Raw genomic sequence first — 24777 nt, 5'->3', positions numbered from 1 at the left:
TGTATAGGATTGCGCCGCTCAGTTGATTGGCTGGGGCTGAGGGAGTGTCCAGTTCCCGCTGATAGCCTCGGGCGAGGGGCCATAGACGCGGGCAACCAGGCTGTACTTCCCCTCCGGCGTCGGCAGCCAATTGGAGTCCTTGTCTGCGCCAGGAGACGAATGACCGAGGTAGATCGTCAGCGACTTGTCCTTGCCGTAGACAAGCCCCGGCGTCCGGTCGCCGATGGAGTAACGCTTCAATGCATTGGCGTAAAGAAGCCGGTCTGGCAACGTGTAGAGAGTCAGGGACCAAAAGAACTTGGCAGGCGGCAATTGACCGGGCGCAAAGTAAAGCTTGGTCGGCTTTGCACCGTCACCGACGAAGCCGCCATACCAGGCCTCTTCAATCGAGTTCCCGTAAAGCCCCTTCTGGGCACCCATCGCTCGGGTCATATAGTTGCCACGCATGAACTCACGGTTTCCGAAGAGGCCGTTTGAACTCAATGTCTTTGCGGCGGTCTCCTTCATCGAAGCCTTGGCGTCTTCGACCCCAGCATCGATGGCCTTCAAAGTTTCGGGATCGACTTTTGTGGAATCAAATGATTTGCCAGGACCGATGCCAATCTTGGCGAACCGCTCCATCATATCTTTCTCGTCACCCACTGTCGGCTGCGTAAATTGCAGGAGAAAATTTATGTATTCAATGAAGTCGTGATTAGTCGCTTTGGCCGCATCGTAAGTAGGGAACGAAATCTCAGGTGCGGGTTTCGGTGACGGCGCATTCAGGAACTTGCTGAGCGACGTGAGCTTGTATTGCGCCTGAATCTTCTTGAGGTTCTCGACGTCCTCAGGCCCGGTCAGAGAGGTCCTTCCCAAAATGCCGACGATGTCGGTCTCGGATCGGATGACCTTGGTAATCCCCTCAACCTTGGTTTCTTTCCATCTGGGCCCTGCGATCAGATAGTTGCCCGCATTGTAGCCCGTTGCCCGAACGCCGACGTAACCGAAATTATAGGTAAAGAGATCGATCAGTTGCATGACGTAGTATCGGTCCTCGGGAACGGCCGGGACACTAAGGACGATGGGTTCTGCACGAAGATCAAGCCACGCCCATGAGTAGGGCGTGTCGTTGTTCGGGGTGACTATGTCTTTGTTGTCGGGCGTGAAGGCCTGCGAATAATTTCGGAAAGTATTGAAACCGCCAACATATTCCGACGACTTCGGATCGGTGGCCTGCTTTGACCAAGTCTGATAGCTCGCAATGGGAGCATAGGAGTAGATATATGCCTCTTGAGCAATTGAACGGACCTCCTCGGAGGTCGGCGATTGCGCCACCGCGAGTGACGTAAATCCCAGTGTCAGAGCTGATGCAATAAAGAGCTGTTGAAACATATGGCCTCCAGATGTCACTAAAGGCGGTAACCTAGCTTCCGCGCATAAGGGCGGCAAGGAAGTTTCGGTCGGACTATGTCAAAAGCTTGCGTTGGGCCGAAAGGCGTCATTGATGGCATTGCTAGACAGGACCAGAAATCGCCCACGGTTGACGTATTCCAAAGTTGTCGCGAGGGTTGTTGCATGCGCTTTTTAGATGTGAGTGGCGCATGAAAATCGAGGTTTTTGACCGGGCCGACATCTCGCTGCACCTTAAGCAATTGTCGGGCCTGTTGGTCGACGCGGTCAATCAGGGCGCGTTGGTCGGCCATATCCTGCCATTAGACATGAACGCGGTCGAGCACTACTGGCACGATGTGGCAATCTCGGTCGTCGCTGGAGAACGCTTATTGATCTGCGCGTCGGTCGAGAACAAACTTGTCGGTACGGTCCAGCTATATTTGTCGCCGGAGCCAAACGCTCCGCATCGGGGTGAAGTCTATAAACTCATCGTCAACAGCACTCGCCGAAATCAAGGGATCGGCGAAGCTTTGATGCACGAAGTCGAACGACAGGCCACCAAATACAAGCGTTCACTTCTTTTGCTCGATACGGCGCAGGGAGGGGCGGGGGAACGCCTTTATCGACGCCTTGGATGGCAAGAGGTTGGGACAGTGCCTCGTCATTTTGTTGATCCGTGGGGCAATATGACGGCATCCGTTTATATGATGCGGTTTATCGAATGACCGGACTCCTCGCTGCATCGGTTTAACGCGCACAGGCGTGATAACTGGGCCTGCGCCATGCCAGAAGCAATCTGGACATGAACTTCGGGGGGAAGTACACGTAGGCGAGGGACCGTGCCGACCTACGCTTCTAGAAGGTTCGGCTGAACTATCAGGTGTGGGGGCCACAAGTGGGGGCGGTTAGAGCAGCGTTGGTGGACGCCTTCATTGCCGCCCTGCCGGTGGCCTTGATCTATTTCAGTGGTTGGGCCTATCTGACATCTTATCTCGGCCAGTTTGGGATTGACGCGACCCAGTTCGACGTCAGCTTCACAACTGTACTCGTCTATGCGTTTGTGCCACTTCAGTCTTGTTCTGTTATTTTCGCGATAGCCGCCATCGTCCTCCTTGGCTTTACGGGTTTTTTGCTCGAATTCAACGTGAAGGAAGATGCGAAGATATTGCGCAGCCTGGCTGCGTCACTTGGTCTTGTCGCTCTGGTTCTGGTTGTCGTCCTTCTTTTCGTTGTAAAGGCAGCGGCAACGACAGCCGCTCGTGATATGAGCGACAATGTCTGGAAAGGTGACAAATCCCAGTCGGTAGTGCCTCTACTCGACGCGCGAAAGGACGATCCGGCAGCAAAATTATATAACGCTTGCAGAGACGGCCGACGTCTTCGCCAGATAATAGGTTTGCCGAGCCAACTATTTTTGATGTGTCGCAGTGATGTCGATGAATGTAACAGGGGAACGCTTTTTGCTGTCAGCCATGAGGGAAAGATTCTTTATTCGGCAGACAAGGTCAGGGAGGAAATCAATGTTCGGAAGATTTGTCAGCCTTAGTCTGATCGTGCTTCTCGCGGTGCCCCATCCGTCATTTGGCGACGATATTGAACTCGCCGGGAGAAGAAAAATTGTCGTTGGCGACGGACCGTATGAGATAAAGGACGAGTCAGGCGTCATCGGTTTTGTTGTAGCCACCGCCGGAAATTTCGTCACCTTCAAGCCCTGTTCCGGGGAATCGTTTTCGCTCGACCGCAACAAACTGCTTCCCACAAAAAACAAATGCAAAAATGCGCCATCTCCTGACGAGAACCCTTTGGTGGCAAACTGTGGCAATGCGTGGGATGGTTGGGACAAAACGAAGGTCGCACAGGCAATCAAAGGCAACGAGCCGGTCGGCACCACATTCTTTACCACCAGCGACAACGAGATAGTTGCGCAGGCCATGGACCCGACGCAGATGGCGGCAGTCATCGACAGCGTGGCTCAACTGAAAGATTGTGGTCAATATACTATCGGTTTTGACAAGCAAGGAGAGAGTAACTTGCGCATCATTCAGCCAATGCAGGCGATACATCTAGAGAATCAGAACTGAATGCCACCAAAGAGAAAACATCAATATTGAAATATAGGCGTAGGATCGATTTTCGGAAGAACCAAATACCTGGCGCGAGATAACGCGCGCGCGCCATACCGTGATTTGGCAGCTAGATGGATTCCAATTCGGTCGAATGCCATAGATATTCGTCGCGGCATTGCAGGGTCGCTCGGTCAGACTTGTAGCGTAGGTCGCCTGTAGCTCCGAGGTTACGAAGCTTCGTCAGTGTCTCACTTACGTCATTCTCCTGCGAAGTTTTGCAGTATGCACAGACGAGGTGGTGGCCGAGCTTCACATCAAGCCTAGCTGACGAAATCTTCACAGCCGCCAGATCGCCATGAGCCGCAGCTTCCGCCAATTTCCGCCATATGCCTTCAGGATCGCCAAGGGCTATGGGAACCAACCACTTACCAGACGCCAATTTGTCGTCGTCACCGCCGATTTGCGAAGTGAACCCCGACTTTGAAATCGCAGCGTGCCACATAAGGCGCATTCCTCTCGAAGTGATAAACGTTGAGAATTGGCCTTTGGCGCGGAGACCAAATAACCAAGAGCCGAGGTTAGCGGCCCGACGAGAAATCGCTTGGCCGGGTCTGTTAAACGACAAGCGGCGTATCGTGGCTGGTTGACGTCGACGAAATTCCGCCCGATCCTTTAATGGTCCGAGACTGTGCGAAATTTCAGATGATGCCCCAAAATCCTAACCTAGTGCCCGTCCACAAACGGTAAACCACTGAAATTATTGGAGGAATAGCGATATTGCGACGGGCAAAGCCCGGCGGTTTCAGGTATACTTTAGATCAAGCCATTGATTCTAAAGACAAACCCGCAACCGCCGGAGCCGACAATGCGCCAAGAACGCACCGTCCAAGCCAATATATTCGATCTTTTCGCCGAACACGAGATCGGCCGCGAGCTGAAAGCCATGTCGCAATGGCTGGATGAGCATCGTGATCTGCTCGGGCTGGTAGCGCAGGACCTGCGCCGCCACGGCGTCAAGGAGACCGGCCGCGAGGGCCTGCCGGCGGAGGCCGTGCTGCGTTGCGCCCTGCTCAAACAACACCGTCAGTTGAGTTATGAGGAGTTGGCCTTTCATCTGGAAGATTCCGCCTCGTTCCGGGCCTTTGCCCGGCTGCCGTGGGGGTGGAACCCGAAGAAGTCGGTCTTGCACAAGACGATCAGCGCGATCCGGGCCGGGACCTTTGAAGCGATCAATCGCGTGCTGTTGACGAGCGCCCGGCAGGACAAGGTGGAACGCGGCAAGGTCGTGCGCATCGACAGCACCGTCACTTCGGCGCTGATGCACGAACCGAGCGACAGTAGTCTTTTGTGGGACTGCGTGCGGGTGATGGTGCGGCTGTTGCAGCAGGCGGCTTCCTTGGGCAGCGCCATCTCATGGCACGATCACTGCCGCGCGGCGAAGAAGCGATCCCGGGCGATCCAATTTACCCGCGGTCGTCCGAAACGAGTTCAGCACTATCGCGCGCTGGTCAGGATCACGCGCACCACCTTGAGCTATCTCGAACAGGCGGCGGCGCAACTGCCCTTGGCGGCGGGCCCGGCGGTCGAACTCTGGCAGGCCCAACTCCGCCACTATAAGCCGCTGATCGAACGGATCATCGCCCAGACCGAGCGGCGGGTCCTGGCCGGCGAGGCGGTGCCGGCTGGCGACAAGCTGGTCAGTTTGTTCGAGCCGCATGCCGACATCATCGTCAAAGGCAGCCGCGACGTCGAGTATGGCCATAAGATCAATTTGACCACCGGCACAAGCGGGCTGATCCTCGACCTCGTCGTCGAAACCGGCAACCCGGCCGACAGCGAGCGCTTGCTGCCGATGCTGGAACGCCACATCGGCATCTGGGGCGAGGCGCCGCGTCAGGCGGCGGCCGACGGCGGCTATGCCAGCCGCGATAATTTGAGCCGAGCCAAAGCCTGGGGCATCTGCGACATGGCCTTCCACAAGAAGTGCGGCCTCAGGATCGAAGACATGGTCAAGAGCCGCTGGGTCTATCGCAAGCTGCGCAACTTCCGCGCCGGCATCGAGGCCGGCATCTCCTGCCTCAAACGCGCCTACGGCTTGGGGCGCTGCACCTGGCGTGGGCTCGACCACTTCAAGGCTTATGTCTGGTCCTCGGTGGTCGCATACAATCTCGCCCTCTTCGCCCGCCTCAGGCCGACCTGACATCCCATGTCGCCAGCCAAAACCGGACCGGCGTGACGCCGGCAGTTGCCAATGCGCGCATGTCCACCAGAAATCCTGGCCGCCGCAATTAGCACCCATGAGCCACACCGCATGGCTTCAAAGCGGCCACCAAGCGGAACCCAAGTGCGCTGCAAGCTCAAGAAAACCAGCGTTTATGGACGGAAACTAACCTAGTGCCCGTCCACAAACGGTAAACCACTGAAATTATTGGAGGAATAGCGATATTGCGACGGGCAAAGCCCGGCGGTTTCAGGTATACTTTAGATCAAGCCATTGATTCTAAAGACAAACCCGCAACCGCCGGAGCCGACAATGCGCCAAGAACGCACCGTCCAAGCCAATATATTCGATCTTTTCGCCGAACACGAGATCGGCCGCGAGCTGAAAGCCATGTCGCAATGGCTGGATGAGCATCGTGATCTGCTCGGGCTGGTAGCGCAGGACCTGCGCCGCCACGGCGTCAAGGAGACCGGCCGCGAGGGCCTGCCGGCGGAGGCCGTGCTGCGTTGCGCCCTGCTCAAACAACACCGTCAGTTGAGTTATGAGGAGTTGGCCTTTCATCTGGAAGATTCCGCCTCGTTCCGGGCCTTTGCCCGGCTGCCGTGGGGGTGGAACCCGAAGAAGTCGGTCTTGCACAAGACGATCAGCGCGATCCGGGCCGGGACCTTTGAAGCGATCAATCGCGTGCTGTTGACGAGCGCCCGGCAGGACAAGGTGGAACGCGGCAAGGTCGTGCGCATCGACAGCACCGTCACTTCGGCGCTGATGCACGAACCGAGCGACAGTAGTCTTTTGTGGGACTGCGTGCGGGTGATGGTGCGGCTGTTGCAGCAGGCGGCTTCCTTGGGCAGCGCCATCTCATGGCACGATCACTGCCGCGCGGCGAAGAAGCGATCCCGGGCGATCCAATTTACCCGCGGTCGTCCGAAACGAGTTCAGCACTATCGCGCGCTGCTCAGGATCACGCGCACCACCTTGAGCTATCTCGAACAGGCGGCGGCGCAACTGCCCTTGGCGGCGGGCCCGGCGGTCGAACTCTGGCAGGCCCAACTCCGCCACTATAAGCCGCTGATCGAACGGATCATCGCCCAGACCGAGCGGCGGGTCCTGGCCGGCGAGGCGGTGCCGGCTGGCGACAAGCTGGTCAGTTTGTTCGAGCCGCATGCCGACATCATCGTCAAAGGCAGCCGCGACGTCGAGTATGGCCATAAGATCAATTTGACCACCGGCACAAGCGGGCTGATCCTCGACCTCGTCGTCGAAACCGGCAACCCGGCCGACAGCGAGCGCTTGCTGCCGATGCTGGAACGCCACATCGGCATCTGGGGCGAGGCGCCGCGTCAGGCGGCGGCCGACGGCGGCTATGCCAGCCGCGATAATTTGAGCCGAGCCAAAGCCTGGGGCATCTGCGACATGGCCTTCCACAAGAAGTGCGGCCTCAGGATCGAAGACATGGTCAAGAGCCGCTGGGTCTATCGCAAGCTGCGCAACTTCCGCGCCGGCATCGAGGCCGGCATCTCCTGCCTCAAACGCGCCTACGGCTTGGGGCGCTGCACCTGGCGTGGGCTCGACCACTTCAAGGCTTATGTCTGGTCCTCGGTGGTCGCATACAATCTCGCCCTCTTCGCCCGCCTCAGGCCGACCTGACATCCCATGTCGCCAGCCAAAACCGGACCGGCGTGACGCCGGCAGTTGCCAATGCGCGCATGTCCACCAGAAATCCTGGCCGCCGCAATTAGCACCCATGAGCCACACCGCATGGCTTCAAAGCGGCCACCAAGCGGAACCCAAGTGCGCTGCAAGCTCAAGAAAACCAGCGTTTATGGACGGAAACTAACCTAGCTGCGTTAAGAGCGGCGATTCCTCATGAGGATGCTCAACTGGAGGCGGCAAGTGCTTGTCTCCTTCAGATGGTAGGGCAGCGGGACACTGGCTTTCCGCACATGACTTTGGATGATGCCCGTGAAATTGCGCGCGTCATCCGAGGCCGTTTTCAATCCGGTTCCAGCTGAGCCTTAGATCATGGCGACGTTCCCGGTTGGACTAGGTGGCCTGGTTTGCCTTGGTAGAGTTGTTGAAATCCGGAAATTTCGTCGCTGGATAGGTGATTGAGCAGCTGTGCAAGGCGCTCACCCGCTAGGAATTTCTCGTCCCTCAGTGCGCCCGCGATTTTTATCAGCGCCTCCTGGTGCGACTCCAGTATTTCCTTCGATCTCTTGTACTCCGCGTCAAGAATGAGATCGATATCAGCGCGAAGGTCAGGAATTATTGAAAACAAGGCCCCTTCCGACTGGTCAATTCCTTCGGGAAACGTCGAGAGGCGTCTGCCCAACCCGAACCTCGTGACCATTTGCGAAGCTAGTTCAGTTGCCTTCGCAACGTCGCTCCTTGGTGATCCTCCAGCAGTAGTCGAGCGGTAGCCGAATATCAGCTCCTCGGCGGCCATACCGGCGAGACCCACAGCGATGTCACCTCGGAAGTACCTCTCAGTTTTAAACGGTGTCACCGGCTCATCGATCCAAGTCGCTCCGTGAGTTTCATGTGACCGTTCGTTTTCTGATGTATGATCGAAAATCTCTATTCGTGAGACGGTCCCCACTTCCAGTACCTTCGCTACCAACGCGTGCGCTGCCTCATGAATGCATATTCGCCAGAGATCGGCTCCGACCAACTTTATGCGCTCGGAGATGTGCTCAGTAAGGTCCTCAATTTTTAAATCCCTATTCGCAATGCGCGCACGCTGTCGCGCTTTCCGCGCAACAAGTTCCAAGTCCGAACCCGTCTTTCCTGAAAGCGCTCTTGCTGCTTGGCTTATCTCAAGGCAATTTGCCAACTCAGGAAGGTAGAAACGAAGGATTGAGGCTCGCTCTTCCGCATTCGGTGGCGAGAGTTCAATATGCTGCTCTATCCTACCCGAACGGATGAGGGCAGGATCAAGACGTCCAGGCAGATTTGTTGCTGCCACCACCACAACACCTTCGCGTCCTTCAGTACCATCGAGCGCTTCAAGCAAAGCGTTTACAACCTCGTTGCAATACTGCTGATTATCTCCTGAGAATTTTCGGCGGTCTCCAAAAGCATCGAATTCATCGAGGAATAGAATTGACGGGGCGGATTCTCGCGCCTCATTGAAATCGATCCTCATCGCTTTCAACAAGTCGCCGAGATGACCGTGAGATTGCCATTTGGCAAGCGAGGCCGATACCAAGTGAGCGCCGCACGCGGACGCGAGGGATACGGCAAAGCTGGATTTTCCGGTACCCGGCGGGCCGTACAGCAGAACTCCTTTATCAACATCGGCCCAGTGAAGCGCACCGGCCCGCCAGAGTTCCAGATCGCGTTTTAGATCGAGGCCCCACGTCCCTGCTGCGCCATACGTTGTAAGCGGAAGGACCCGCCGGGAACTGCTGGCTTTTGATGATAATTCCTTGACCCTTGCCAGCGCAGACCGTGCCGAGCGGCCTTTGCGGAAGATCGAATCTAAGTACCTCGGGTCCTGTTGGCGAAGAAGTGCTTTGCATTCTTCGGACAATGGGCCGACGTCCAGTTGGCGAGCGAGGCTATCCAGATGTCGATCATCAAGGATTTCCAAATCGACGTTCGTGTCTGCACTTATCCTGAACTCGGCGTGCAGCTCCGCTCCCTTTGGGAGAAAGACCACTACCTTCTGAGCGTCCAGATATGCGCCAGGGCTGAAATCCCAATTCCCTTTTTTAGTCCTTGGGGGATGGCAGAAAGCCTTAATCCGCAGGGAGCTGCGACCTCCAGACTTGAGGCCGAGTTCTGCGACATAGTCGAAGTCGTCCACCGGCCAAGCCCGTGGAACTTGGATCACCATTACTGAAGTCTCGGAAGTGAAGAAATGCTGCTGATTTTTCATCAGGCGTACGAACGCGCAAAAAGCCAGAAACCGTCGCGGGCTGCTGGCCAGGGCAGTTGGGGCGGCTCGTCGGCTAAGTTCGGCAGGAAATTTGGAGATCGCTACACGGACTTCGGTAGTGGCTGTTAGAAGGTTCTCTATCGCGGCATCGAGCATGTCCTGGGTGTGGGGTTTCATTGGTTGGGCCCTCCTTCAAGAGGACGTCCTAGGCGATACCAGCGGTTGAAAGTCCTGGCGAGGTTCTGCCTTTCATCCCAGAAGACGATCTCGGTAGTAAACCCGGCGTTCCCGCTCTTAATGTTCGGATGGCCGGTGATGGTCCCCACAAGAACAGGCACGGCTCTCTTGGCGATGACCCAGTCCGAAATGGTGGCGCTGGATACGATGGATTTCGGACCCAGCACCGCAAACCTTTCAAGGTCGTCAGCAAGCCGACGGTAGGCGTCAATCATTTCCTGCGGGGACGGAATTGGAGGGGAAGCCGAGTTAGCCATGAAATACCTCGTGGTGATTCTGATTTGAATCGCTGCGAAAAGAATCGTTGCTACTTCTTGTTAAATAAACGCAACTAAATGTCAACATTGTGCTACATTAAGTCGCTAATGTTGACATTTTTCGATAAGGTGCGTTTTTCGCTGTATGGCGATTAATTATCCACCAGAGATATTGCGTGCGGGCCGGGCATTAGTTGGCTGGAAACAAAGCCAGTTGGCTCAGGCAGCAGGGGTATCGCGCCATACACTCCTCCGTGTCGAAGAGGGCCAGAACGTCATGTTGGAAACGCTTACAAGCGTTGTGAGAGCCTTGGAGGATCAGGGGGTGGAATTCACCGGTGCGACCACGGCCTATGGAGTGGGCGTGCGCTGGCGTACCCCTTCCGGTCGGACTGGTGAGGACCCAGCCGAGGACGACGTCCCAAAAAAGGGGTAACGGTCATACTTCGTTGCGCGCCCTCGAAGTGCAAATGGGTACTGTTGCCAATTCGCGGCGCGGCCAATGGCCGTCATGTTGCACGCGATTGGTGAGAGGAGTGCGGGGCCGCTTATGGCTAAGCAGTACGGACTTATAGATGGCGAGGCGGCTCGTCGCCACCACGCCCTGGCCGGTCGCAAACTCGCAGTATCTGTGCAGCCTATGCCGGGCGAGGGAGCCGCAGACCTGATTTTGAGAGCGAGCGCTCTCAATGCCTACCACTACCCCTTCGAAATTATGAAGATTATTGGCGGGAAACGCGAACAAAGATTTTCACATTACGGGGTAGCCAAGTGGGGGCTCACCTTAGATGGCCTCGGAGACCTTCTGGGCACTAGGAAGGGACAGTCCGATATTGCTCCGCTTCTTTACCCGTCAACTGGCCGGGATAGCTTTGACTTCTTTTCTAGCAATCTGCCGTACCATCAGCTTATCGGTCATCGACGGGTCGCGCCAACTTTTTTGAAGTATGGTGGCTATCAAAAGGCCATTTGGCACATCAAGTCACTTACGTTCGATCCTTCAACTTTCGAAACGTTGCTCGATAAATGCCCGGTTTGCCGCGCCCGACTAACCTTCGTCTCTACAAAGGGCATTTGCTCTTGCCACAAATGTTTTGATCCGAACGACCGTCGAAAGGCCTCGGTCGATTTACGTGACTACCCCCAACCCATTGTAGAATTCGACGACGAGGAGGCCGTCCGGTTCGTAACCGACCTCATCGATCCCGAAAGAGTAGATCGTGGACGTGCGGCTCTCCATCCCGAGTTACGCGAATTTAACCCTGGGCATCTTTTCGAATTCATAGTGCAGGCCGCGAAGGCGCTTGATTTCAAAACTGGGGTGTGTCGAGCGCTTCAGTCGAACTTTTCGGCTGTCGGAGAGGTCAGCGCGAAAAATCTTTCTGTAGCGGGTCGTGCAATGATCAACTGGCCTCACGGCTTCATCGAGATGGCTGAGAGTTTAAAGAATGTGTGGTTTTTCCCACAGACCAAGGATTTCTATGCGCACCCTCTAAGGGTCCGATTGATGTCGCCATTTTACGATCCCCGCTTCCGAAAGTTGATGACGTCCGGGATCAAGTCATCGTTGAGGGCGAGCGTGCTAATTGCGGTCGATGGGACGACTAAAACGACGCCTAGTACCACGCCACAGAGATTATGACGGTTTGTCTTATCGTAGAATTGGCAGGGCTTCTGGTGGGATGAGAAGTTGGATGCTGCGTGCGGCGCCTGGCACGCGAGATATAAAACCCGCCTTCTCGAGGGTCAGCACCATCTGGTGAACAGACGGAGCCGTAACGCCGAAGTGGCGACGCATGTCGGCTTCGGCCGGAGGCTGTTTGAAGATGCGGCTGTAGGCGTAGATGAAGGCCAGGTACTGGCCTTGGATCTGCGTAAGGCCCCGTCTTGCCGTTGCGGCTTGCGGGTCAAGTGAGGGACTCATTTTGGGATTCATCTGCGTCTCCACGCTGAAGGAGGTGTCGATGAATATAAAGTTTCACATAGAGCTTAGCCAATCGGAACGTGACCAACTGGCCGCTTTGTTGAGCGGGGGGTGCCACAGGTCGCGCAAGATCAAGCGCGCCCAGATCCTGGTCGCAGCGAACGAAGGCTTCAGCGACGAGGTGATCGCGGCAACCTTGAACGTCAGCGGATCGACGATTTACCGGACCAAACGCCGGTTTGTGGAAGCCAATCTGGAAGGGGCGCTCAGCGAAGAACCGCGCCCGGGTGTTGAGCGCAAGCTATCGAGCAAGGAGGAGGCGCTGTTGGTAGCGACCGCCTGCTCAAAGCCGCCGCCCGGGCGAGCCCGCTGGACCCTGGAGCTTCTGGCAGATGAGATGGTCCGGCTCACCGATCATGACCAGTTGTCCTCGGAGACCGTGCGTCGCCGGCTGGCTGAGAACCATCTCAAGCCTTGGCGCAAAGACATGTGGTGCATCCCAAAGATCGATGGGGAATACGTCGCGCGCATGGAGGATGTTCTCGACCTCTACGCAGAAACGCCTGATCCACAAAGGCCCGTGGTCTGCTTCGACGAGAGCCCGACCCAACTCATCGGCGAAGTGCGCGAGCCCATTGCGGCCAAGCCTGGCCAGCTTGAACGCTACGATTGCGAGTATCGCCGAAACGGCACGGTCAATCTGTTTGTCTTCATGGACGCCCACCGGCCCTGGCGCAGGGTGAAGGTCACCGATCGGCGAACCAACCAAGACTTCGCCGAGTGCATGCGCGAACTGGTCGACGTCGATTATCCCGACGCGCCGATCATCCGCGTGGTGATGGACAACCTCTCCACTCATTCCGCCGGGGCGCTTTACGACGCATTTCCCGCCCCGCAAGCTCGAAGGGTGCTGAAGCGACTGGAGTTCCACCACACGCCCAAGCACGCCAGTTGGCTCAACATGGTCGAGATCGAGATCGGTGTCCTGCGTAGCCAATGCCTCGACCGTCGTATCGACAACAAAGACACCATAATCGCCGAAGTCGCAGCCTGGGAGCAGCAACGCAACGCCCACGGCGCAAAGATCCAATGGATGTTCACAACCGAAAATGCCCGCAAAAAGCTCCGTAAAGCTTACCCCGTCAAAGAGTCATAATCTCTGTGGCGTGGTACTAGTACGTCACCGCCCGTATCGTGGCATGACCTCTCCCGTTATGCTCACGCATCGAAACTGGTTCGCGAAGAGAGCGCGAAATCGGGCCTCCCTGTGAGCGCCTTGCTCGCATGCTACGCTTCAGGTTTCAGGTGCCCAGACCAATTGCTCGCCAGAAACTGGCACGCGACCACACGATCTGTCTGCGAACTCACTTCAATCGAGGTTCCACGCACGAGGGGCAAGAAGCGGACGCTCTCCATTAGCGATATTGTTTTGGCGCTTTATCACCTTCCCGGCAGCCCCTGGCCGCAGATGCTGCAGGGAATACTGGGCCAGACCCTTCCGACATTGAGAAAATCAGTGAATTCGCCCTACATCCGTGGTCTTGTCATCGGTGACTTTGAAGTTTGGAAAGCTTTTTTTGCTGATCTGGCACCAGGACCCGACGGCTCCTCTGCGGAGATAACCGGTGGTGAAGCAGGGTTTTACCTAGGCATGAGCGGCCCCCAAATTTCGAACCTTGTCGCGTACGGATTTCTATCAAGCGGTAGGATATCGATGGCCGAAATATGGGATTTTCGTAGAAAGTTCATATCGCCAAAAGAGGTTGCGGCTAGGCTCCAGGTGAACGGGGAAATTACGCTGGCAAACGTTGTTGGAGGCGAGTTAAATAAAGCAGGGATTACCGCTATCCGCCTTGGCTCCTTCGTTCGATCACGTATCGACGTCGAGCAATACTACGGTAGCCGTTTGGCCTGAAATAGGCTCTGAGAATCGCAATCTTGGTATCACTGCTTTATTGTATCGAGACTTGTGGGAATCGCTTTAGATTGGTTCCAACACGTGCGGGGCTGCGACGGTCTTGATCCCCAGACTTTTGGCGCAAGGGAATCACAAATCTGCACCCTGGGGAGAAGCCAGCTTGGAGGGTGAAATCCCTTTTTGAATGATTGGGGCGATCATTGTCGTTGCGGTGCTAAGCGAATGCCGGTCGAGGCCGCGAAGGCCAGATCGACGCAGGGCATCATTGTATCAACGGACCTGAAATCACCCCGCCCTAGGTGTTTAGTCCCGGCATTTGATGGTGCATTATTTTCCTTAGAATGGAGGGAGGCACTATGGGCCAGGTTCTACACGGGAGCGCCACAACGACAGAGGCAATCCGTCGAGCAATACAAAATAGTGAAGAGAGCCTGAGAGCGCTTTCAAAGCGGTATGGGGTCAATCAGAAGACAATAGCCAAATGGAAGAGACGGACATCATTGGCCGATCTTCCGACAGGCCCGAAGGACCCGCATTCGACAATCCTCTCCCTTGAAGAAGAAGCCGTCATCGTCGCCTTTCGCAGGCATACATTGCTGCCTCTTGATGACTGCCTCTATGCCCTTCAACCGACGATCCCGCATCTGACACGTTCGTCCCTGCACAGGTGTCTGCAGCGCCACGGCATTTCACGCCTGCCGGAAGTGAAAGGCGACAAAGAACCGAAGAAAAAGTTCAAAAGCTACCCGATCGGCTACTTCCACGTCGATATTGCCGAGGTGCAGACGGCTGAGGGCAAGCTCTATCTCTTCGTGGCGATTGATCGCACGTCCAAGTTCGCCTTCGCTGAGCTCTATGCCAAAGCTGGCAAGATGAATGCCGCCCAGTTCCTGCGCAACCTGATCGCGGCGGTGCCCTACACCATCCATACTATCCTGACCGATAATGGCATCCAGTTCACCAACCGGGCCTGTGACCAAAATGCCTTCCAGCACATCTTCGACCGAGTCTGTGAGGAATACGAGATCGAGCATCGCCTGACAAAGGTTAAGCACCCATGGACCAATGGGCAGGTCGAGCGGATGAACCGGACGATCAAGGAAGCGACTGTCAAGCGCTTCCACTACGACGATCACGCACAACTGAAAAAGCATCTCGCCGACTTCATCGACGCCTACAATTTTGGGCGCAGGCTCAAGACACTAAAGGGCCTCACCCCCTACGAGTTCATCTGCAAAAGGTGGACTTCCGAGCCAGATCGATTCATCATCGATCCTATCCATCAAATGCCGGGACTAAACACCTAGTGTGCAGCGGTCGGGGTGATGATCCCGAGATTGCCAAGCCCGACGACGATCAGCTGGACTGCGACTGCTGTCAGCAGAATGCCGAAGACGACCTCCGAGACGATCATGGTGACTGGCTTCATACGTTTGGCGAGCTTGTCGATGTTGGTGAACACCAGATAGTCCAACGCGCCGACGATCAGGATAAGGGCAATGACGAGTATCGCGCTGGCGATCGAGACGACTTCACCGGAGGCGATGATGATGATCGTAATGCCGACAGGATTGAGCAGGTAAGGGACCGCAAGCGGAAATACGGCCAGCTTGTCTGGATCGACGGGCGCCGCAATGTCGTCATGCGGCTTTTCTGTCGGTCCTGATGCCATCTTGATCGCGATCAGCGCGAGGATGATGCCGCCGGCGACGGCGACCGCGCCGCCGGTGATGTGGAGAAGCCGCATCAGCAAAGCGCCGGTGGCAAAAAGGATCAAAGCCGTGACGACGGCGATCAGGACCATCTGGCGGCCGATGCGCACCTTGGTTTCGGTATCGAAGGCGTGGGTCTTTTCCAGAAACGGCACCAGGGCGATCTTCGGCCCCATGCCGATCAGAAGCAGCAGGAGAAGTTTTCCGACGAGTGCGGCATCGATGACTGTGAAATCCATGGAACGTGCCCTCTAAATTTGTGACGCGGAAATCGAGACCCTCCCGGCCCGGGGGAGGATCGTGACGAAGAGAAACCAAACGAACTCGCCAGTTTTTCTGCGAGCACTCAGCGCGGGCATACGTCCCAGAAGCCCGTCGTCTTGGCGGGCGAGGTGTAGTACCAGCATTGGCCGGATTGCGGCGGCGTACCTGCCAGCGAGACGGCGGCAGCTCCGGCGACGAAGCCGATGGCAGCACCCGCGGCAATGGCGGTGCCCGGACGCCAATAGCGGCGAGGGGTGACGACCACGACGCCGCGCCGGACGGGCGGGCGAACGACGGGAGCGGTTCGGCGTCCGACCGCAGCGCATCCGCGTGGTCCGCAGGCAGCAGCGCCGCAGCCTCTCGGACCGCATGCCGCGACGCCACGACGGGCGGCTTCAGCCTTTACCGGAATGAGGGCGGGCGCGCTGACCGTCATCATGACGGCAAGTGTCGCAAGCATGTGCGACAGGATGACCAGGATCTTCATTTCATTTCCTCCCATTGCTCTCGTCCGTGTTTTTCATTGCCTCGAAGATGCCGCCCTCAGGCCGGGTTTGCGGCCGCGGCTGCGTTCTGTGCCGCGAGCGTCTGCTGGGCAGCGGCTGCGACAGCGTCGTCCTTGCCGCCCGAGACCTGAACGGTGGGCACAGCGAGCTTGATGCCGTTTTCGTTGAACGCCTCATGGATCATCCGCAGAGCCCGCCGCTTCAGCGTGAACTGCTGGCCGGGAAGCGTCATGACCTTCATGCGCAGGAGCAAGCCGGAGTCGCCCAGGCTGTCGATCCCCTGCATCTTCAGCGGCTCGATCGTCGTCGGTTTGAACTCTGGATCCTCGAACAGCTGCAGGCCGATCTTCTTGATGATCTTGCGGGCCTTCTCGATGTCGGAATCGTAGGTGATGGTGATCGTCATCTTCTCGATCACCCAGTCGCGGCTCATGTTCTGCACGGCACCGAGCTCGCTGAAGGGGACGATATAGACCGCGCCGCGATGGTGCCTGAGCTTGATTGATCGCAGGCTGAAGGATTCGACGGTGCCCTTGTAGCTGCCGCTCTGGATATATTCGCCCACCCGGAAAGCGTCGTCGAGCAGGTAGAACATCCCGCTGATCACGTCCTTGACCACCGTCTGCGCGCCGAAACCGATCGCGACGCCGACCACGCCGGCGCCGGCGATCAACGGGCCGATCTCTACGCCGAGCGACGACAGTGCCATCATGATCGCGACGGCGACGAAGAGGATCATCAGGAAATTGCGAAGGATCGGCAGCAGGGTTCTGAGACGTGTGCGCCGCCGCTCCGGTTCGCTGCCGACTTCGAGGACGGTTTCGGTGTCGCCGAGCTTGCGATCGATCAGCACTTTCACGACGCTCCAGGCGAGATCGACGACGAGCAGAATGATGCCGGCGCTGAGGAGGCCGCGCACGAGGCGCAGAAGCGGAGAATCCTGCATCGTCATCTGCGTCAGCCTGATATCCAGGGCGCTCGCCAGCAGAATGATGGCGCCGACGATCAGTGCCGCCCTGATGCCGCGCTCGACGATCACCGAGACGACGGTGCCTCTCTTATGGCCGTCCTCATCGTCATGGGAAGAGCGCAGGATATTGTCGACCGACGCCTTGGTAAGGGCGATGGCGCCGGGCAGTGCGGCACAGACCACCGCGATCCAGAACAGCCTCATCGCTCCCACCACCCACAGCAGCCAGACGGCAACGAAGTAGACCGTCCAGAGCCAGTTCCGCGCTCGCGGGCCGATGCGGCTGGCCTGGTCGGCCGTCAATCCGGACGGACGTCTCCAGACGGCTTCGATGCCGATGACGAGCAGCACGAGGCCGAGGGCATAGGCCACGAGTTGCCGGGCCGGGACGGAAAAACCGAGTGTACCGAGCAAGCGGATGGTCACCCAGCCAAAGGCATACCAGCCGACGAGATAGCCGAGGCGTTTCGCCCAGTGGCCGGCGGCATCCCTCGTAATCGGTACGACACGAAACCGGCCTTCTTCCTCTGCTCGCGGCGCCAGAAGCACGTCGAAAAGCGCGCTCGCCAGACGGAAGATCACGATCGCAAAGAGGTAACCGACGACGATTTCCCGAACGACCGGCGGCCATTGGAACAAGAGGAAGAAGCCGATGCTGCCGAGGCCGAACGACAGAACGAAACATGCCGCCCACAGAAGCCTCGCGGCCAGTGCGATCACCCTCTGGCGAACCGTGGCGAAGGGCGCGCGTGTCATCCAGGAGCGCCAGCCGGCGCTGATCCACCAGAACAGCCATTGCGCAGCCAGCCCGACGGCGACGAAGGCAGCGACCAGAAAGATCGGCCGCGTCCCGCCGTTCGCCTGGATGTCTTGGTCGAGTATGGCCGCACCACGCATCGTCTCCGAAGGAAAGGACTGGATAGCCCCGAGAAGGTTGGAGGCGTGGACACGGAACCGCATCGCAAATTCCGAGAATGAAGGGTCGCCGTTCGGCGTTGCGACAGGCGGTTCCGTCACGGTCTTGGCTGCTTCCGATTGCTGCTGCAGGAAGCGCTGGACATCCGGATCCGAGAACATGCCGATAAAGCGCTGGACACTTTCAGGCTGCGGGCTCGCAGGCGTCGTGCTCTGCGCCGCGGCAATGGAGGCACAAAAGAGAATGGATACCAGGGTGGCCCCGATGAGAAGCGGCCCGACCAGGCGGATCTTGGAAAGTAAAGGCATCGTCTATCCTGATCTCGATGAAGCTGTTGCGTCTGCCGGTTGCTGAAGCGTTATTGCCTGCATGTCTCCTTCGATCGGCCCGCGGCAGTGCACTCGGCCGTCTTCGGTCGCGTACCCACGGGACCCGTGAGGCCGCTGACCTGGCCGGCGTAATTATCTCTGGTATCCGCATCGACCACGGCGACCGGGGCGGCAAGGATCAGGCCGGCTGCGCTGCCCGCGGCGGCCGCCGTGCTCGTCGTCGCGGCGAGGATCTTGTCCCCGAGCCCGACCTTGCTGTCGGTCAGCGTCTGGCCCTCGGAAATGCGCGCGCCGATGAGCTGAACGACCTCGGGCGATTCCGCAAATTTCCCATGGTTCAGCCTGTCTCCGGCCTTGACCTTGGTGAGGTCGATGACCGTGATCTGGCTGTCGGCCAGTTCCTTCTCGTAGGGGGCCTGCTCGGGATCGATGGCGCCGAGTCTGGCGACGTCGCCCCATACCCTGCGGGATACCGCGAGCGCGCGGTCGTCTCGCGAAACGAACAAGGTGAAATTCGGATGCTGCTTGCCCATGTCGACGATCTGCTGGCGGAAGACATCGACATCCACGTCGGGCGAGGCCAGCATGACATTCTTGAACTTGCCAGGGAGGCGGCCGTTGCGGATCGCCATCTGACGAAGCGCTTCCAACGCCAGCCAGTTGCCCATGGAATGCGCCAGGATCGAGACTTCCTTCACCTCTGGATCCCTCGCGAGATACTGGAAGAGCGTTTCCAATGCGTTGCGCGTATAGTTGGTGCTCTCCCTGTCATAGCCATAGGCGAGCAGACTGCCGCGCGACGGCCATGTCACCAGCACGGGCGCGCTACGCACGCCGGAATCCTTGACGATCTGAGCGAAGCGATAGACGGAATCTTCGAAACGGTTGTTGAAGCCGTGGATGAACACCAGCACGCTGCGGTCGCGGCTCTTCCTGACAGAGGCGCTCAGCCATTTCTTGGCGTCGTCGCGCGTGATCTCCTCGGCTTTCAAGGTTGCGAAGTCGGTGGCCGGATTGGATGGAAGTCTTCTCGGCCAGGCGACTTCGCCGATCTTGCGGACGTTCGCAGGCGGGATGGATACTGTGATGTCGGCAAAGGCTGGGGCGAGTGCGCGCTCGCCTGTGAACATTTCGCCTTGGATGGTGGAGCGGCTGCGCGTCGTGGTCACCAACATGTGCACTTTGGTGGCGTTCGGCGCGCTATCGGCAACCGGGATGAGGACGTTCTTGGGGTGGCCTCCGCATCCGGCCAATGCGCAGAGCAGCAGCAGAGCCGAGATCCATTTCAAACCCAGAGCATTTCCTGGTTTCTCCGAGCCACGGAAATGCTCTGTCTTTTTGTTTTCACGCAATTCCGGACGCAAAACCGCTGCGCACTTTTGCTGGAATTGCGCTAGGGAAAGGCTTGGTTGAATTCGGCCGTCAAGACATTTTGCTGTGCTCACTGGCGTTCCTCATAGCCCTGTCAAGTTCGTACAGGCCTCGACGCCGCACGCCGCGGCGGTCGAAGTCCGCACTGAGGTCAGACTATGCGAAGACGAGATGGCGTGCCCGTATGATCGGGTATGTTACGGTCGGGAAGACAGTATCAGCGGGGTTGCAGGTCCGAGGTGGCGGCGGTCGACGCGATTGCATCGGGATCAGGCACCGTCATCCCCGCCTTGCGAAGTCCTTCGATCAGACGATCGCGATCTTCGGGCTGCATGTTGCGCATTGCGAGTTCCGTTACAATGTTCGGCAGGAAGTCAGGTCGCATGCTGACGAACACCTGTCCTTCCCGGCGGGCGTCGTCCATCATGCCAGCCTCTGCGTAGATGATGGCGGCGACAACATGGAAGAGAGGGAACTTCTGCATGTTCGCCTGTCTGATCTCCAGCACGGCGGTCTGGTTGTCGCGGAGCATATAGGCGGCCAGGGCTCGCGTTCCGTGGTAGAAGCCGCCGCTGCCTGGATTGAGCGCGATGGCCTCGTCCAGCAGGCTTGCTCCACGTTGCCACTGGCCAGCGATCGCAAGCCGGGTTCCGAACTCGCCCATCAGTTCGGTGTCGTTGGGGTTGGTGGCGAGCGCTTGCTCGCCCACACGAAGCGACTCAGCGAGCTGCCGGTCGAAGAACAGCGCCGTCATCAGCGCCTGGAGCCCACGCGTATTGGTTGGATCAATCTGGGTTGCGCGCCTGGCGGCATGGAGTGCACGCTGTATGGCTGTGTCCTGGCCTAGTGTCGGGTTGAACTTGTAGCGGTCCTCATCGAGATAGACGATCGACAGCATCGCCCAGGCGGTCGCATAGCTCGGAAACAGCGCGAGCGCGGCCTCGAGGCAATCCCGGACGCGCGCATGCGCTTCCGCGCTCAGTTCCGAACGATAGGCATAGAAGCGCAACGTACACTCATACGCTCCGAGATCATCAGGCGGCGGACCGGCGGAGTCGATCTGTGCCATGACCCCGTAGGGCTGGGCGATGGCGGTCGCGACCTTTCTGGCGACATCCGTCTGGATCGCAAACAGGTCTCCCGATGCGAGATCATTGTCATAGTTCTCCGACCAGAGGATTTCGCCGTCCGACGTATCGAGCAGCCTCGCCGTCACGCGAAGGCGCTTGCCCGACGTGCGTACCCCGCCGGCAAGGAGATAACGTGCGCCGAATTCGGCCCGGACCTCCGATGCGCCCACATCCGCGGGGAGGGACTTGGACGTCTCGCGGCCGAAGACCTTGATCTCCTTGAACCGTGGCAGGATGGTCATCAGCTCCTCGGTCAGGCCGGCCGTGTAGAGCTGCGCCTCCGGCCCTTCGCCGAGATTGGCAAAGGGAGCCACCACGAGGGCAGGCCGATCGGGCGACAGGCTTGCAACGCGTTCGGGCGACGGAGCAGATCGCGTCCCGATCCAATAGAGCGAAATAGCCGCTGCAGCGAACGCAGCAGCACCCGGCAACAAGACCCGCCTTGCAGGCCACCAGCGTCCGGGACGGACCTCAGAGGGTGAGGTTTCGCCAGCGTCTTCGTCTCCAATGTCGACTGATGCCGGACAGGACCAGGCGAAGGTTGGAACATACCCGCCTTTGGGAATGTCGATCCTGACCGGGTCATGCTGCCCGGCGACGAGATAATAGCGCTCGAGCGACCGCCGCAGCCGTCCGGCCTCGATCCTGACCACTGGATCGTCCTGGGTGAAGCCTGGATCCCGGCCGAACACCTCGATCGCGATCGAATAGGCTTTGATCCGGTTGCCCCGACCATCGAGGGTTTCCGAGACGACATAGCGGAGAAACGCAGCCGCGCGACCGACGCCTGGAAATTCAGGGCTGGAGACGACACGTTCCAGTTGCTCGCTGATATCATCGGCTTGAGGCGCCGGCCTTGAAGAAATGGGTGCAGCAGACCCCTCTGCCGGTATCGATGTCTGCATGTCTGTCCCCAATCCCCCGTGGAGCCACATCACTGCCAGACCGTATGTTACGGTAACATACTCCACGAACCGATCATCGTCCATGAAGATCGGGATCTGGCACACGTTGCAGTGGCGACGTCTCGAATGCCGGTAAGGAGTGGACCATGGACGAAGGCGTGACCGCAGTCCGTCGGCAGTTTCCAGCCAGGATCAAGGCGATCGACGATCTCTCTGCCCGCAGTGAGGATTTTCGGGAAATATGCAGGGACTTTGCCGACGCCCAATCGGCGCTGCAGAAATGGAACGTCTCAACCGATCCGAAACGCGACGAGCGCGTCGTCGAATACCAGGAACTGATCGCAGAACTCTCCAAGGAGATAGAAGGCGCGCTTGACGCCTCGGTATCGCGAACCGCTCGCTGACGAGGCCAGACTAAGCCCGCGGCAAGCCATCGCGAGGCGTATGTTACGGTTACCTACTTGCGTTCCATCGCCCGGTAACGACCATCGCGACAAACGTCCGGCGTTGAAACTTTGCGCTTCCACGAAACGAAACGCCTTCGAAGGATATTGCCGTGGTTTCCGAAAACTTGGACGAGCCAGCCATTTCCCCAACGCCTCGGAATCCACTCCGCAGGATAGCGCTCATCGTCGTCCTGCTGGCGCTCGCCCTGTTCGTCCTCTCCATCTTCATGGAGCGGCGCACGCCGTCGACCTCACAGGCTCAGGTCCAGGCCTATATCGTCGGCATCGCCCCCGAAGTCACCGGTCGGGTCATCGAAGTCGGCGTCACCGACAATTCGCGGGTCGAGGCCGATCAGGTTCTCTTTCGTATCGATCCCGAGCGTTATGAACTCGCCGTCAACGAAGCCGAAGCAGCGCTCGCGAGCGTCGGCCAGTCGATCGGGGCATCGACTGCGACCGTCGATGCCGCACAGGCCAAGCTCGTTCAGGTGCAGGCCGACAGAGACAATCTGCGCGACCAGTTTGCCCGGGCAACCGAGCTCGTGAAACGCGGCGTCTTTTCCAGGGCCAGGTTCGATGCGGCCAAGTCGGCCTATGACCAGGCGGAAGCCTCCGTCTCGGGGGCGCAGGCCGACCTTGCCAAGGCAAAAGAGCAGCTCGGCCCGGCCGGCAACAACAATCCGCAGTTGCGGGCAGCCCTTGCCGGACTGGAGAAGGCACAGCTCGATCTGGTGCGGACGACGGTGCGGGCACCGTCAGCCGGTGTGGTCACCAACCTTCAGCTCACCATCGGCAAGGTGGTCTCGGCCGGCCAGTCGGCCATGACCTTCATCGACGCCGGCACCATCTGGATCAACGCGGCCTTCAAGGAGAACAGCCTGGAGAAGGTCGCTGTCGGCAACAGAGCGGACATTCTCTTCGACGCGCTTCCCGGCCGGCTGTTTCCGGCAACGGTCGAGAGCGTCGGGTTTGGCGTATCGCAAGGCAGCACGGACCCGAGCACCGGATTGCCGACGATCCGAAACGACAGCGGCTGGGTCCAGGAGGCACAGCGCTTTCCGGTCCGGCTCATCATCGACGAGGCGCAGAGGCCGAAGGGCGGCGTGCGCTACGGCTCACAGGCGACCGTCGTCATCTACACCGGCGACAACCCCGTCACCAATGCCTGGGGCTCGCTCTGGATCCGCATCATGTCGGTGCTGACCTATGTCAGCTGAGAGGAGCCCCGCGGTCGAGGAGCAGAAACGCAAGGGGCTTCGAGTTGCGTTCGCAGTCTCCATCGGCTTCACGTTCGCAGTCTATGTCGGGGCCATCGTACCTTTCCTCGGCCCGCTCTTTGCCGCCCAGTTTCTGCTCGGAAGTTCGCGGCCCATGCCGCTCGGCAAGACCGTCGGCGCGGCGATGGTCATCCTGATCGCCGGGATCGGAATGATGGTTCTGACCAACGTGCTCGGCGACCGTCCGGCGCCCTTTCTGCTGATCCTGGGACTGACCTATTTCGCGTGCTTTGCCGCGCAGTCGACGGGAAAGGGAGGAGCGGCTGTCTTTCTCGTGCTCGTCGTTTCGATCATCGTGCCTCTGCTCGGCATCCTGAACAAGGAACTCGCCAATTCCATCCTATCCATCCTGGTCGCCGGGGTGTTGTCGGGCACGGTTCTGATGTGGCTCGCTTATGCGGTCTTTCCCGAGCCGTTCTCCCGTGAGGTCGAGGCGCGGATCGACGAGCGGCCGCCGGCCCTGGGGCGGGCGCTGGCAAACACGGTCATCCTTCTGGGCTCCGTCGTGATCTGCCTGACGAGCGACAACCTGACCGTTGCGGTGGTCATTCCGATCACCGTGGCGTCGCTGCTCGGGCAGCTCGACGTTGCCGCGAGCGCACGAGTGGCGATCGGGCTCGTGCTCGTCAACCTCTTCGGCGGTATGCTTGCCTCCATTGCCTATGCCGCGCTATCGCTGCGCCCCAATCTTCTCTCGATCTTCCTCATCGTTCTCGTCGTGGTCCTCTTCATCGGAGGGCGCGCGGCCGCCCGGTCGAAGGACGCACCGGTATTTGCCGGCGCCCTGACAACCTTCCTGATCCTCTTCGGCCTCGGGGTGTCGCCTCTGCCGGGGAGTGCTGCAGAATCTTTCGCCACCCGCATTGTCTATGTCGCAGTGGCCTTGATCTACGCGCTGCTGTTTGCCGTCATCCTGTGGCCGCGAACGAGGGAAACGAAGAGGATATCGGCATGACCATCCGTTCGCCGCAACAGATCGACCGGTTGGCAATCTCGCCTCCCTGCGTGCATCGAGCAGCCGCGGTAGTGTGGGAATGGCGCTCCGGATCGGCCGTTCTTGACGGAGAGGCTGATGTA

Annotated in this window: 23 protein-coding genes; 13 read left to right on the top strand and 10 right to left on the bottom strand. The window is 58.6% G+C overall.

From position 1 onward, the window contains the following. Positions 1-18: 18 nt before the first annotated feature. The gene (locus tag BA011_RS09765; protein WP_065280297.1) at positions 19-1371 is read right to left on the bottom strand and encodes a DUF1254 domain-containing protein; all 1353 of its coding nucleotides are present in this window, start codon (positions 1369-1371) and stop codon (positions 19-21) included. 209 nt (positions 1372-1580) lie between these two features. Between BA011_RS09765 and BA011_RS09760 the strand changes: the two genes are divergently transcribed. From BA011_RS09760 to BA011_RS09750, 3 genes are all read left to right on the top strand, one after another. Then, entirely contained in the window at positions 1581-2096 is a 516-nt protein-coding gene (locus BA011_RS09760; protein ID WP_065280296.1) for a GNAT family N-acetyltransferase, read from the top strand. A gap of 194 nt (positions 2097-2290) precedes the next feature. Continuing rightward, complete coding sequence (locus BA011_RS09755; RefSeq protein WP_151343419.1) at positions 2291-2917, top strand: hypothetical protein; 627 nt, start codon at positions 2291-2293, stop codon at positions 2915-2917. Next, positions 2892-3452 (top strand): hypothetical protein, encoded by a 561-nt coding sequence (locus BA011_RS09750; protein WP_065280295.1) that lies wholly within the window; start codon positions 2892-2894, stop codon positions 3450-3452. The genes BA011_RS09755 and BA011_RS09750 overlap by 26 nt, the downstream gene beginning before the upstream one ends. Before the next feature lie 112 nt (positions 3453-3564). On the opposite strand, the gene BA011_RS09745 is transcribed toward BA011_RS09750, so the two are convergent. Then, complete coding sequence (locus tag BA011_RS09745) at positions 3565-3939, bottom strand: putative phosphothreonine lyase domain-containg protein (RefSeq protein ID WP_186806532.1); 375 nt, start codon at positions 3937-3939, stop codon at positions 3565-3567. 363 nt (positions 3940-4302) lie between these two features. Here BA011_RS09745 and BA011_RS09740 point away from each other — a divergent pair, with 363 nt between their 5' ends. Together BA011_RS09740 and BA011_RS09735 are read left to right on the top strand one after the other, a co-directional pair. Next, positions 4303-5637: an ISNCY family transposase gene (locus tag BA011_RS09740; protein WP_065280293.1), complete on the top strand. Its 1335-nt coding sequence runs from the start codon at positions 4303-4305 to the stop codon at positions 5635-5637. 333 nt (positions 5638-5970) lie between these two features. Continuing rightward, positions 5971-7305, top strand: a complete 1335-nt coding sequence (locus BA011_RS09735) for an ISNCY family transposase (RefSeq protein ID WP_065279157.1) — start codon at positions 5971-5973, stop codon at positions 7303-7305. A 373-nt stretch (positions 7306-7678) separates the two neighbouring features. On the opposite strand, the gene BA011_RS09730 is transcribed toward BA011_RS09735, so the two are convergent. Next, complete coding sequence (locus tag BA011_RS09730; RefSeq protein WP_065280292.1) at positions 7679-9715, bottom strand: AAA family ATPase; 2037 nt, start codon at positions 9713-9715, stop codon at positions 7679-7681. After that, positions 9712-10032 (bottom strand): hypothetical protein, encoded by a 321-nt coding sequence (locus BA011_RS09725; RefSeq protein WP_065280291.1) that lies wholly within the window; start codon positions 10030-10032, stop codon positions 9712-9714. The genes BA011_RS09730 and BA011_RS09725 overlap by 4 nt, the downstream gene beginning before the upstream one ends. Before the next feature lie 145 nt (positions 10033-10177). Here BA011_RS09725 and BA011_RS09720 point away from each other — a divergent pair, with 145 nt between their 5' ends. Both BA011_RS09720 and BA011_RS09715 read left to right on the top strand, forming a co-directional pair. Then, positions 10178-10468: a helix-turn-helix transcriptional regulator gene (locus BA011_RS09720; RefSeq protein WP_151343417.1), complete on the top strand. Its 291-nt coding sequence runs from the start codon at positions 10178-10180 to the stop codon at positions 10466-10468. Between the two features lie 114 nt (positions 10469-10582). Next, positions 10583-11674, top strand: a complete 1092-nt coding sequence (locus tag BA011_RS09715) for a hypothetical protein (RefSeq protein WP_186806531.1) — start codon at positions 10583-10585, stop codon at positions 11672-11674. 9 nt (positions 11675-11683) lie between these two features. On the opposite strand, the gene BA011_RS09710 is transcribed toward BA011_RS09715, so the two are convergent. After that, on the bottom strand, positions 11684-11968 hold the full coding sequence (locus tag BA011_RS09710) for a LexA family protein (RefSeq protein WP_420493416.1): 285 nt from the start codon (positions 11966-11968) through the stop codon (positions 11684-11686). A gap of 28 nt (positions 11969-11996) precedes the next feature. Here BA011_RS09710 and BA011_RS09705 point away from each other — a divergent pair, with 28 nt between their 5' ends. The 3 genes from BA011_RS09705 (at position 11997) to BA011_RS09695 (ending at position 15181) form a co-directional block, all read left to right on the top strand. Next, positions 11997-13112 (top strand): IS630 family transposase, encoded by a 1116-nt coding sequence (locus BA011_RS09705; protein ID WP_065282351.1) that lies wholly within the window; start codon positions 11997-11999, stop codon positions 13110-13112. Between the two features lie 273 nt (positions 13113-13385). Then, on the top strand, positions 13386-13871 hold the full coding sequence (locus BA011_RS09700) for a hypothetical protein (RefSeq protein ID WP_151343416.1): 486 nt from the start codon (positions 13386-13388) through the stop codon (positions 13869-13871). A gap of 359 nt (positions 13872-14230) precedes the next feature. Beyond that, on the top strand, positions 14231-15181 hold the full coding sequence (locus BA011_RS09695; protein WP_072638367.1) for an IS481 family transposase: 951 nt from the start codon (positions 14231-14233) through the stop codon (positions 15179-15181). Here BA011_RS09695 and BA011_RS09690 read toward each other — a convergent pair. The 5 genes from BA011_RS09690 to BA011_RS09670 all read right to left on the bottom strand — a co-directional run bounded on the left by BA011_RS09690 (position 15178) and on the right by BA011_RS09670 (position 21977). After that, positions 15178-15825, bottom strand: a complete 648-nt coding sequence (locus BA011_RS09690; protein ID WP_065280287.1) for a MarC family protein — start codon at positions 15823-15825, stop codon at positions 15178-15180. The two genes, BA011_RS09695 and BA011_RS09690, sit on opposite strands and share 4 nt — an antisense overlap. Positions 15826-15932: 107 nt before the next feature. Next, a complete protein-coding gene (locus tag BA011_RS09685) occupies positions 15933-16337 on the bottom strand; it encodes a hypothetical protein (RefSeq protein WP_065280286.1) in 405 nt (134 codons plus the stop codon). Between the two features lie 56 nt (positions 16338-16393). Further along, positions 16394-18550 carry a mechanosensitive ion channel family protein gene (locus BA011_RS09680; protein WP_065280285.1) on the bottom strand — a complete coding sequence of 719 codons (2157 nt, stop codon included), beginning with the start codon at positions 18548-18550 and terminating at the stop codon, positions 16394-16396. 50 nt (positions 18551-18600) lie between these two features. Continuing rightward, positions 18601-19860, bottom strand: a complete 1260-nt coding sequence (locus BA011_RS09675; protein WP_186806530.1) for an alpha/beta hydrolase — start codon at positions 19858-19860, stop codon at positions 18601-18603. 299 nt (positions 19861-20159) lie between these two features. After that, positions 20160-21977, bottom strand: coding sequence for an adenylate cyclase (locus BA011_RS09670; RefSeq protein WP_065280283.1), 1818 nt, complete (start codon positions 21975-21977; stop codon positions 20160-20162). A gap of 146 nt (positions 21978-22123) precedes the next feature. Between BA011_RS09670 and BA011_RS09665 the strand changes: the two genes are divergently transcribed. The 3 genes from BA011_RS09665 (at position 22124) to BA011_RS09655 (ending at position 24655) form a co-directional block, all read left to right on the top strand. Continuing rightward, positions 22124-22381 carry a hypothetical protein gene (locus BA011_RS09665; protein WP_065280282.1) on the top strand — a complete coding sequence of 86 codons (258 nt, stop codon included), beginning with the start codon at positions 22124-22126 and terminating at the stop codon, positions 22379-22381. 152 nt (positions 22382-22533) lie between these two features. After that, positions 22534-23640 (top strand): HlyD family secretion protein, encoded by a 1107-nt coding sequence (locus BA011_RS09660; RefSeq protein WP_065280281.1) that lies wholly within the window; start codon positions 22534-22536, stop codon positions 23638-23640. Continuing rightward, positions 23630-24655, top strand: a complete 1026-nt coding sequence (locus BA011_RS09655; protein ID WP_065280280.1) for a DUF2955 domain-containing protein — start codon at positions 23630-23632, stop codon at positions 24653-24655. The genes BA011_RS09660 and BA011_RS09655 overlap by 11 nt, the downstream gene beginning before the upstream one ends. The last annotated feature ends 122 nt before the right edge of the window (positions 24656-24777 follow it).

This window comes from Rhizobium leguminosarum (assembly GCF_001679785.1).
Classification (GTDB): Bacteria; Pseudomonadota; Alphaproteobacteria; order Rhizobiales; family Rhizobiaceae; genus Rhizobium; species Rhizobium leguminosarum_R.
The sequence above is the reverse complement of the archived record's forward strand: the minus strand, read 5'-3'. Positions and strand labels throughout refer to the sequence as shown.

What these genes read in the sequence shown, in the direction of transcription:
- BA011_RS09765 (WP_065280297.1), bottom strand. Translation starts at nt 1,371, where the DNA reads ATGTTTCAACAGCTCTTTATTGCATCAGCTCTGACACTGGGATTTACG.
- BA011_RS09760 (WP_065280296.1), top strand. Translation starts at nt 1,581, where the DNA reads ATGAAAATCGAGGTTTTTGACCGGGCCGACATCTCGCTGCACCTTAAG.
- BA011_RS09750 (WP_065280295.1), top strand. Translation starts at nt 2,892, where the DNA reads ATGTTCGGAAGATTTGTCAGCCTTAGTCTGATCGTGCTTCTCGCGGTG.
- BA011_RS09745 (WP_186806532.1), bottom strand. Translation starts at nt 3,939, where the DNA reads ATGTGGCACGCTGCGATTTCAAAGTCGGGGTTCACTTCGCAAATCGGC.
- BA011_RS09740 (WP_065280293.1), top strand. Translation starts at nt 4,303, where the DNA reads ATGCGCCAAGAACGCACCGTCCAAGCCAATATATTCGATCTTTTCGCC.
- BA011_RS09735 (WP_065279157.1), top strand. Translation starts at nt 5,971, where the DNA reads ATGCGCCAAGAACGCACCGTCCAAGCCAATATATTCGATCTTTTCGCC.
- BA011_RS09730 (WP_065280292.1), bottom strand. Translation starts at nt 9,715, where the DNA reads ATGAAACCCCACACCCAGGACATGCTCGATGCCGCGATAGAGAACCTT.
- BA011_RS09725 (WP_065280291.1), bottom strand. Translation starts at nt 10,032, where the DNA reads ATGGCTAACTCGGCTTCCCCTCCAATTCCGTCCCCGCAGGAAATGATT.
- BA011_RS09720 (WP_151343417.1), top strand. Translation starts at nt 10,178, where the DNA reads ATGGCGATTAATTATCCACCAGAGATATTGCGTGCGGGCCGGGCATTA.
- BA011_RS09715 (WP_186806531.1), top strand. Translation starts at nt 10,583, where the DNA reads ATGGCTAAGCAGTACGGACTTATAGATGGCGAGGCGGCTCGTCGCCAC.
- BA011_RS09710 (WP_420493416.1), bottom strand. Translation starts at nt 11,968, where the DNA reads ATGAATCCCAAAATGAGTCCCTCACTTGACCCGCAAGCCGCAACGGCA.
- BA011_RS09705 (WP_065282351.1), top strand. Translation starts at nt 11,997, where the DNA reads ATGAATATAAAGTTTCACATAGAGCTTAGCCAATCGGAACGTGACCAA.
- BA011_RS09695 (WP_072638367.1), top strand. Translation starts at nt 14,231, where the DNA reads ATGGGCCAGGTTCTACACGGGAGCGCCACAACGACAGAGGCAATCCGT.
- BA011_RS09690 (WP_065280287.1), bottom strand. Translation starts at nt 15,825, where the DNA reads ATGGATTTCACAGTCATCGATGCCGCACTCGTCGGAAAACTTCTCCTG.
- BA011_RS09685 (WP_065280286.1), bottom strand. Translation starts at nt 16,337, where the DNA reads ATGAAGATCCTGGTCATCCTGTCGCACATGCTTGCGACACTTGCCGTC.
- BA011_RS09680 (WP_065280285.1), bottom strand. Translation starts at nt 18,550, where the DNA reads ATGCCTTTACTTTCCAAGATCCGCCTGGTCGGGCCGCTTCTCATCGGG.
- BA011_RS09670 (WP_065280283.1), bottom strand. Translation starts at nt 21,977, where the DNA reads ATGCAGACATCGATACCGGCAGAGGGGTCTGCTGCACCCATTTCTTCA.
- BA011_RS09665 (WP_065280282.1), top strand. Translation starts at nt 22,124, where the DNA reads ATGGACGAAGGCGTGACCGCAGTCCGTCGGCAGTTTCCAGCCAGGATC.
- BA011_RS09655 (WP_065280280.1), top strand. Translation starts at nt 23,630, where the DNA reads ATGTCAGCTGAGAGGAGCCCCGCGGTCGAGGAGCAGAAACGCAAGGGG.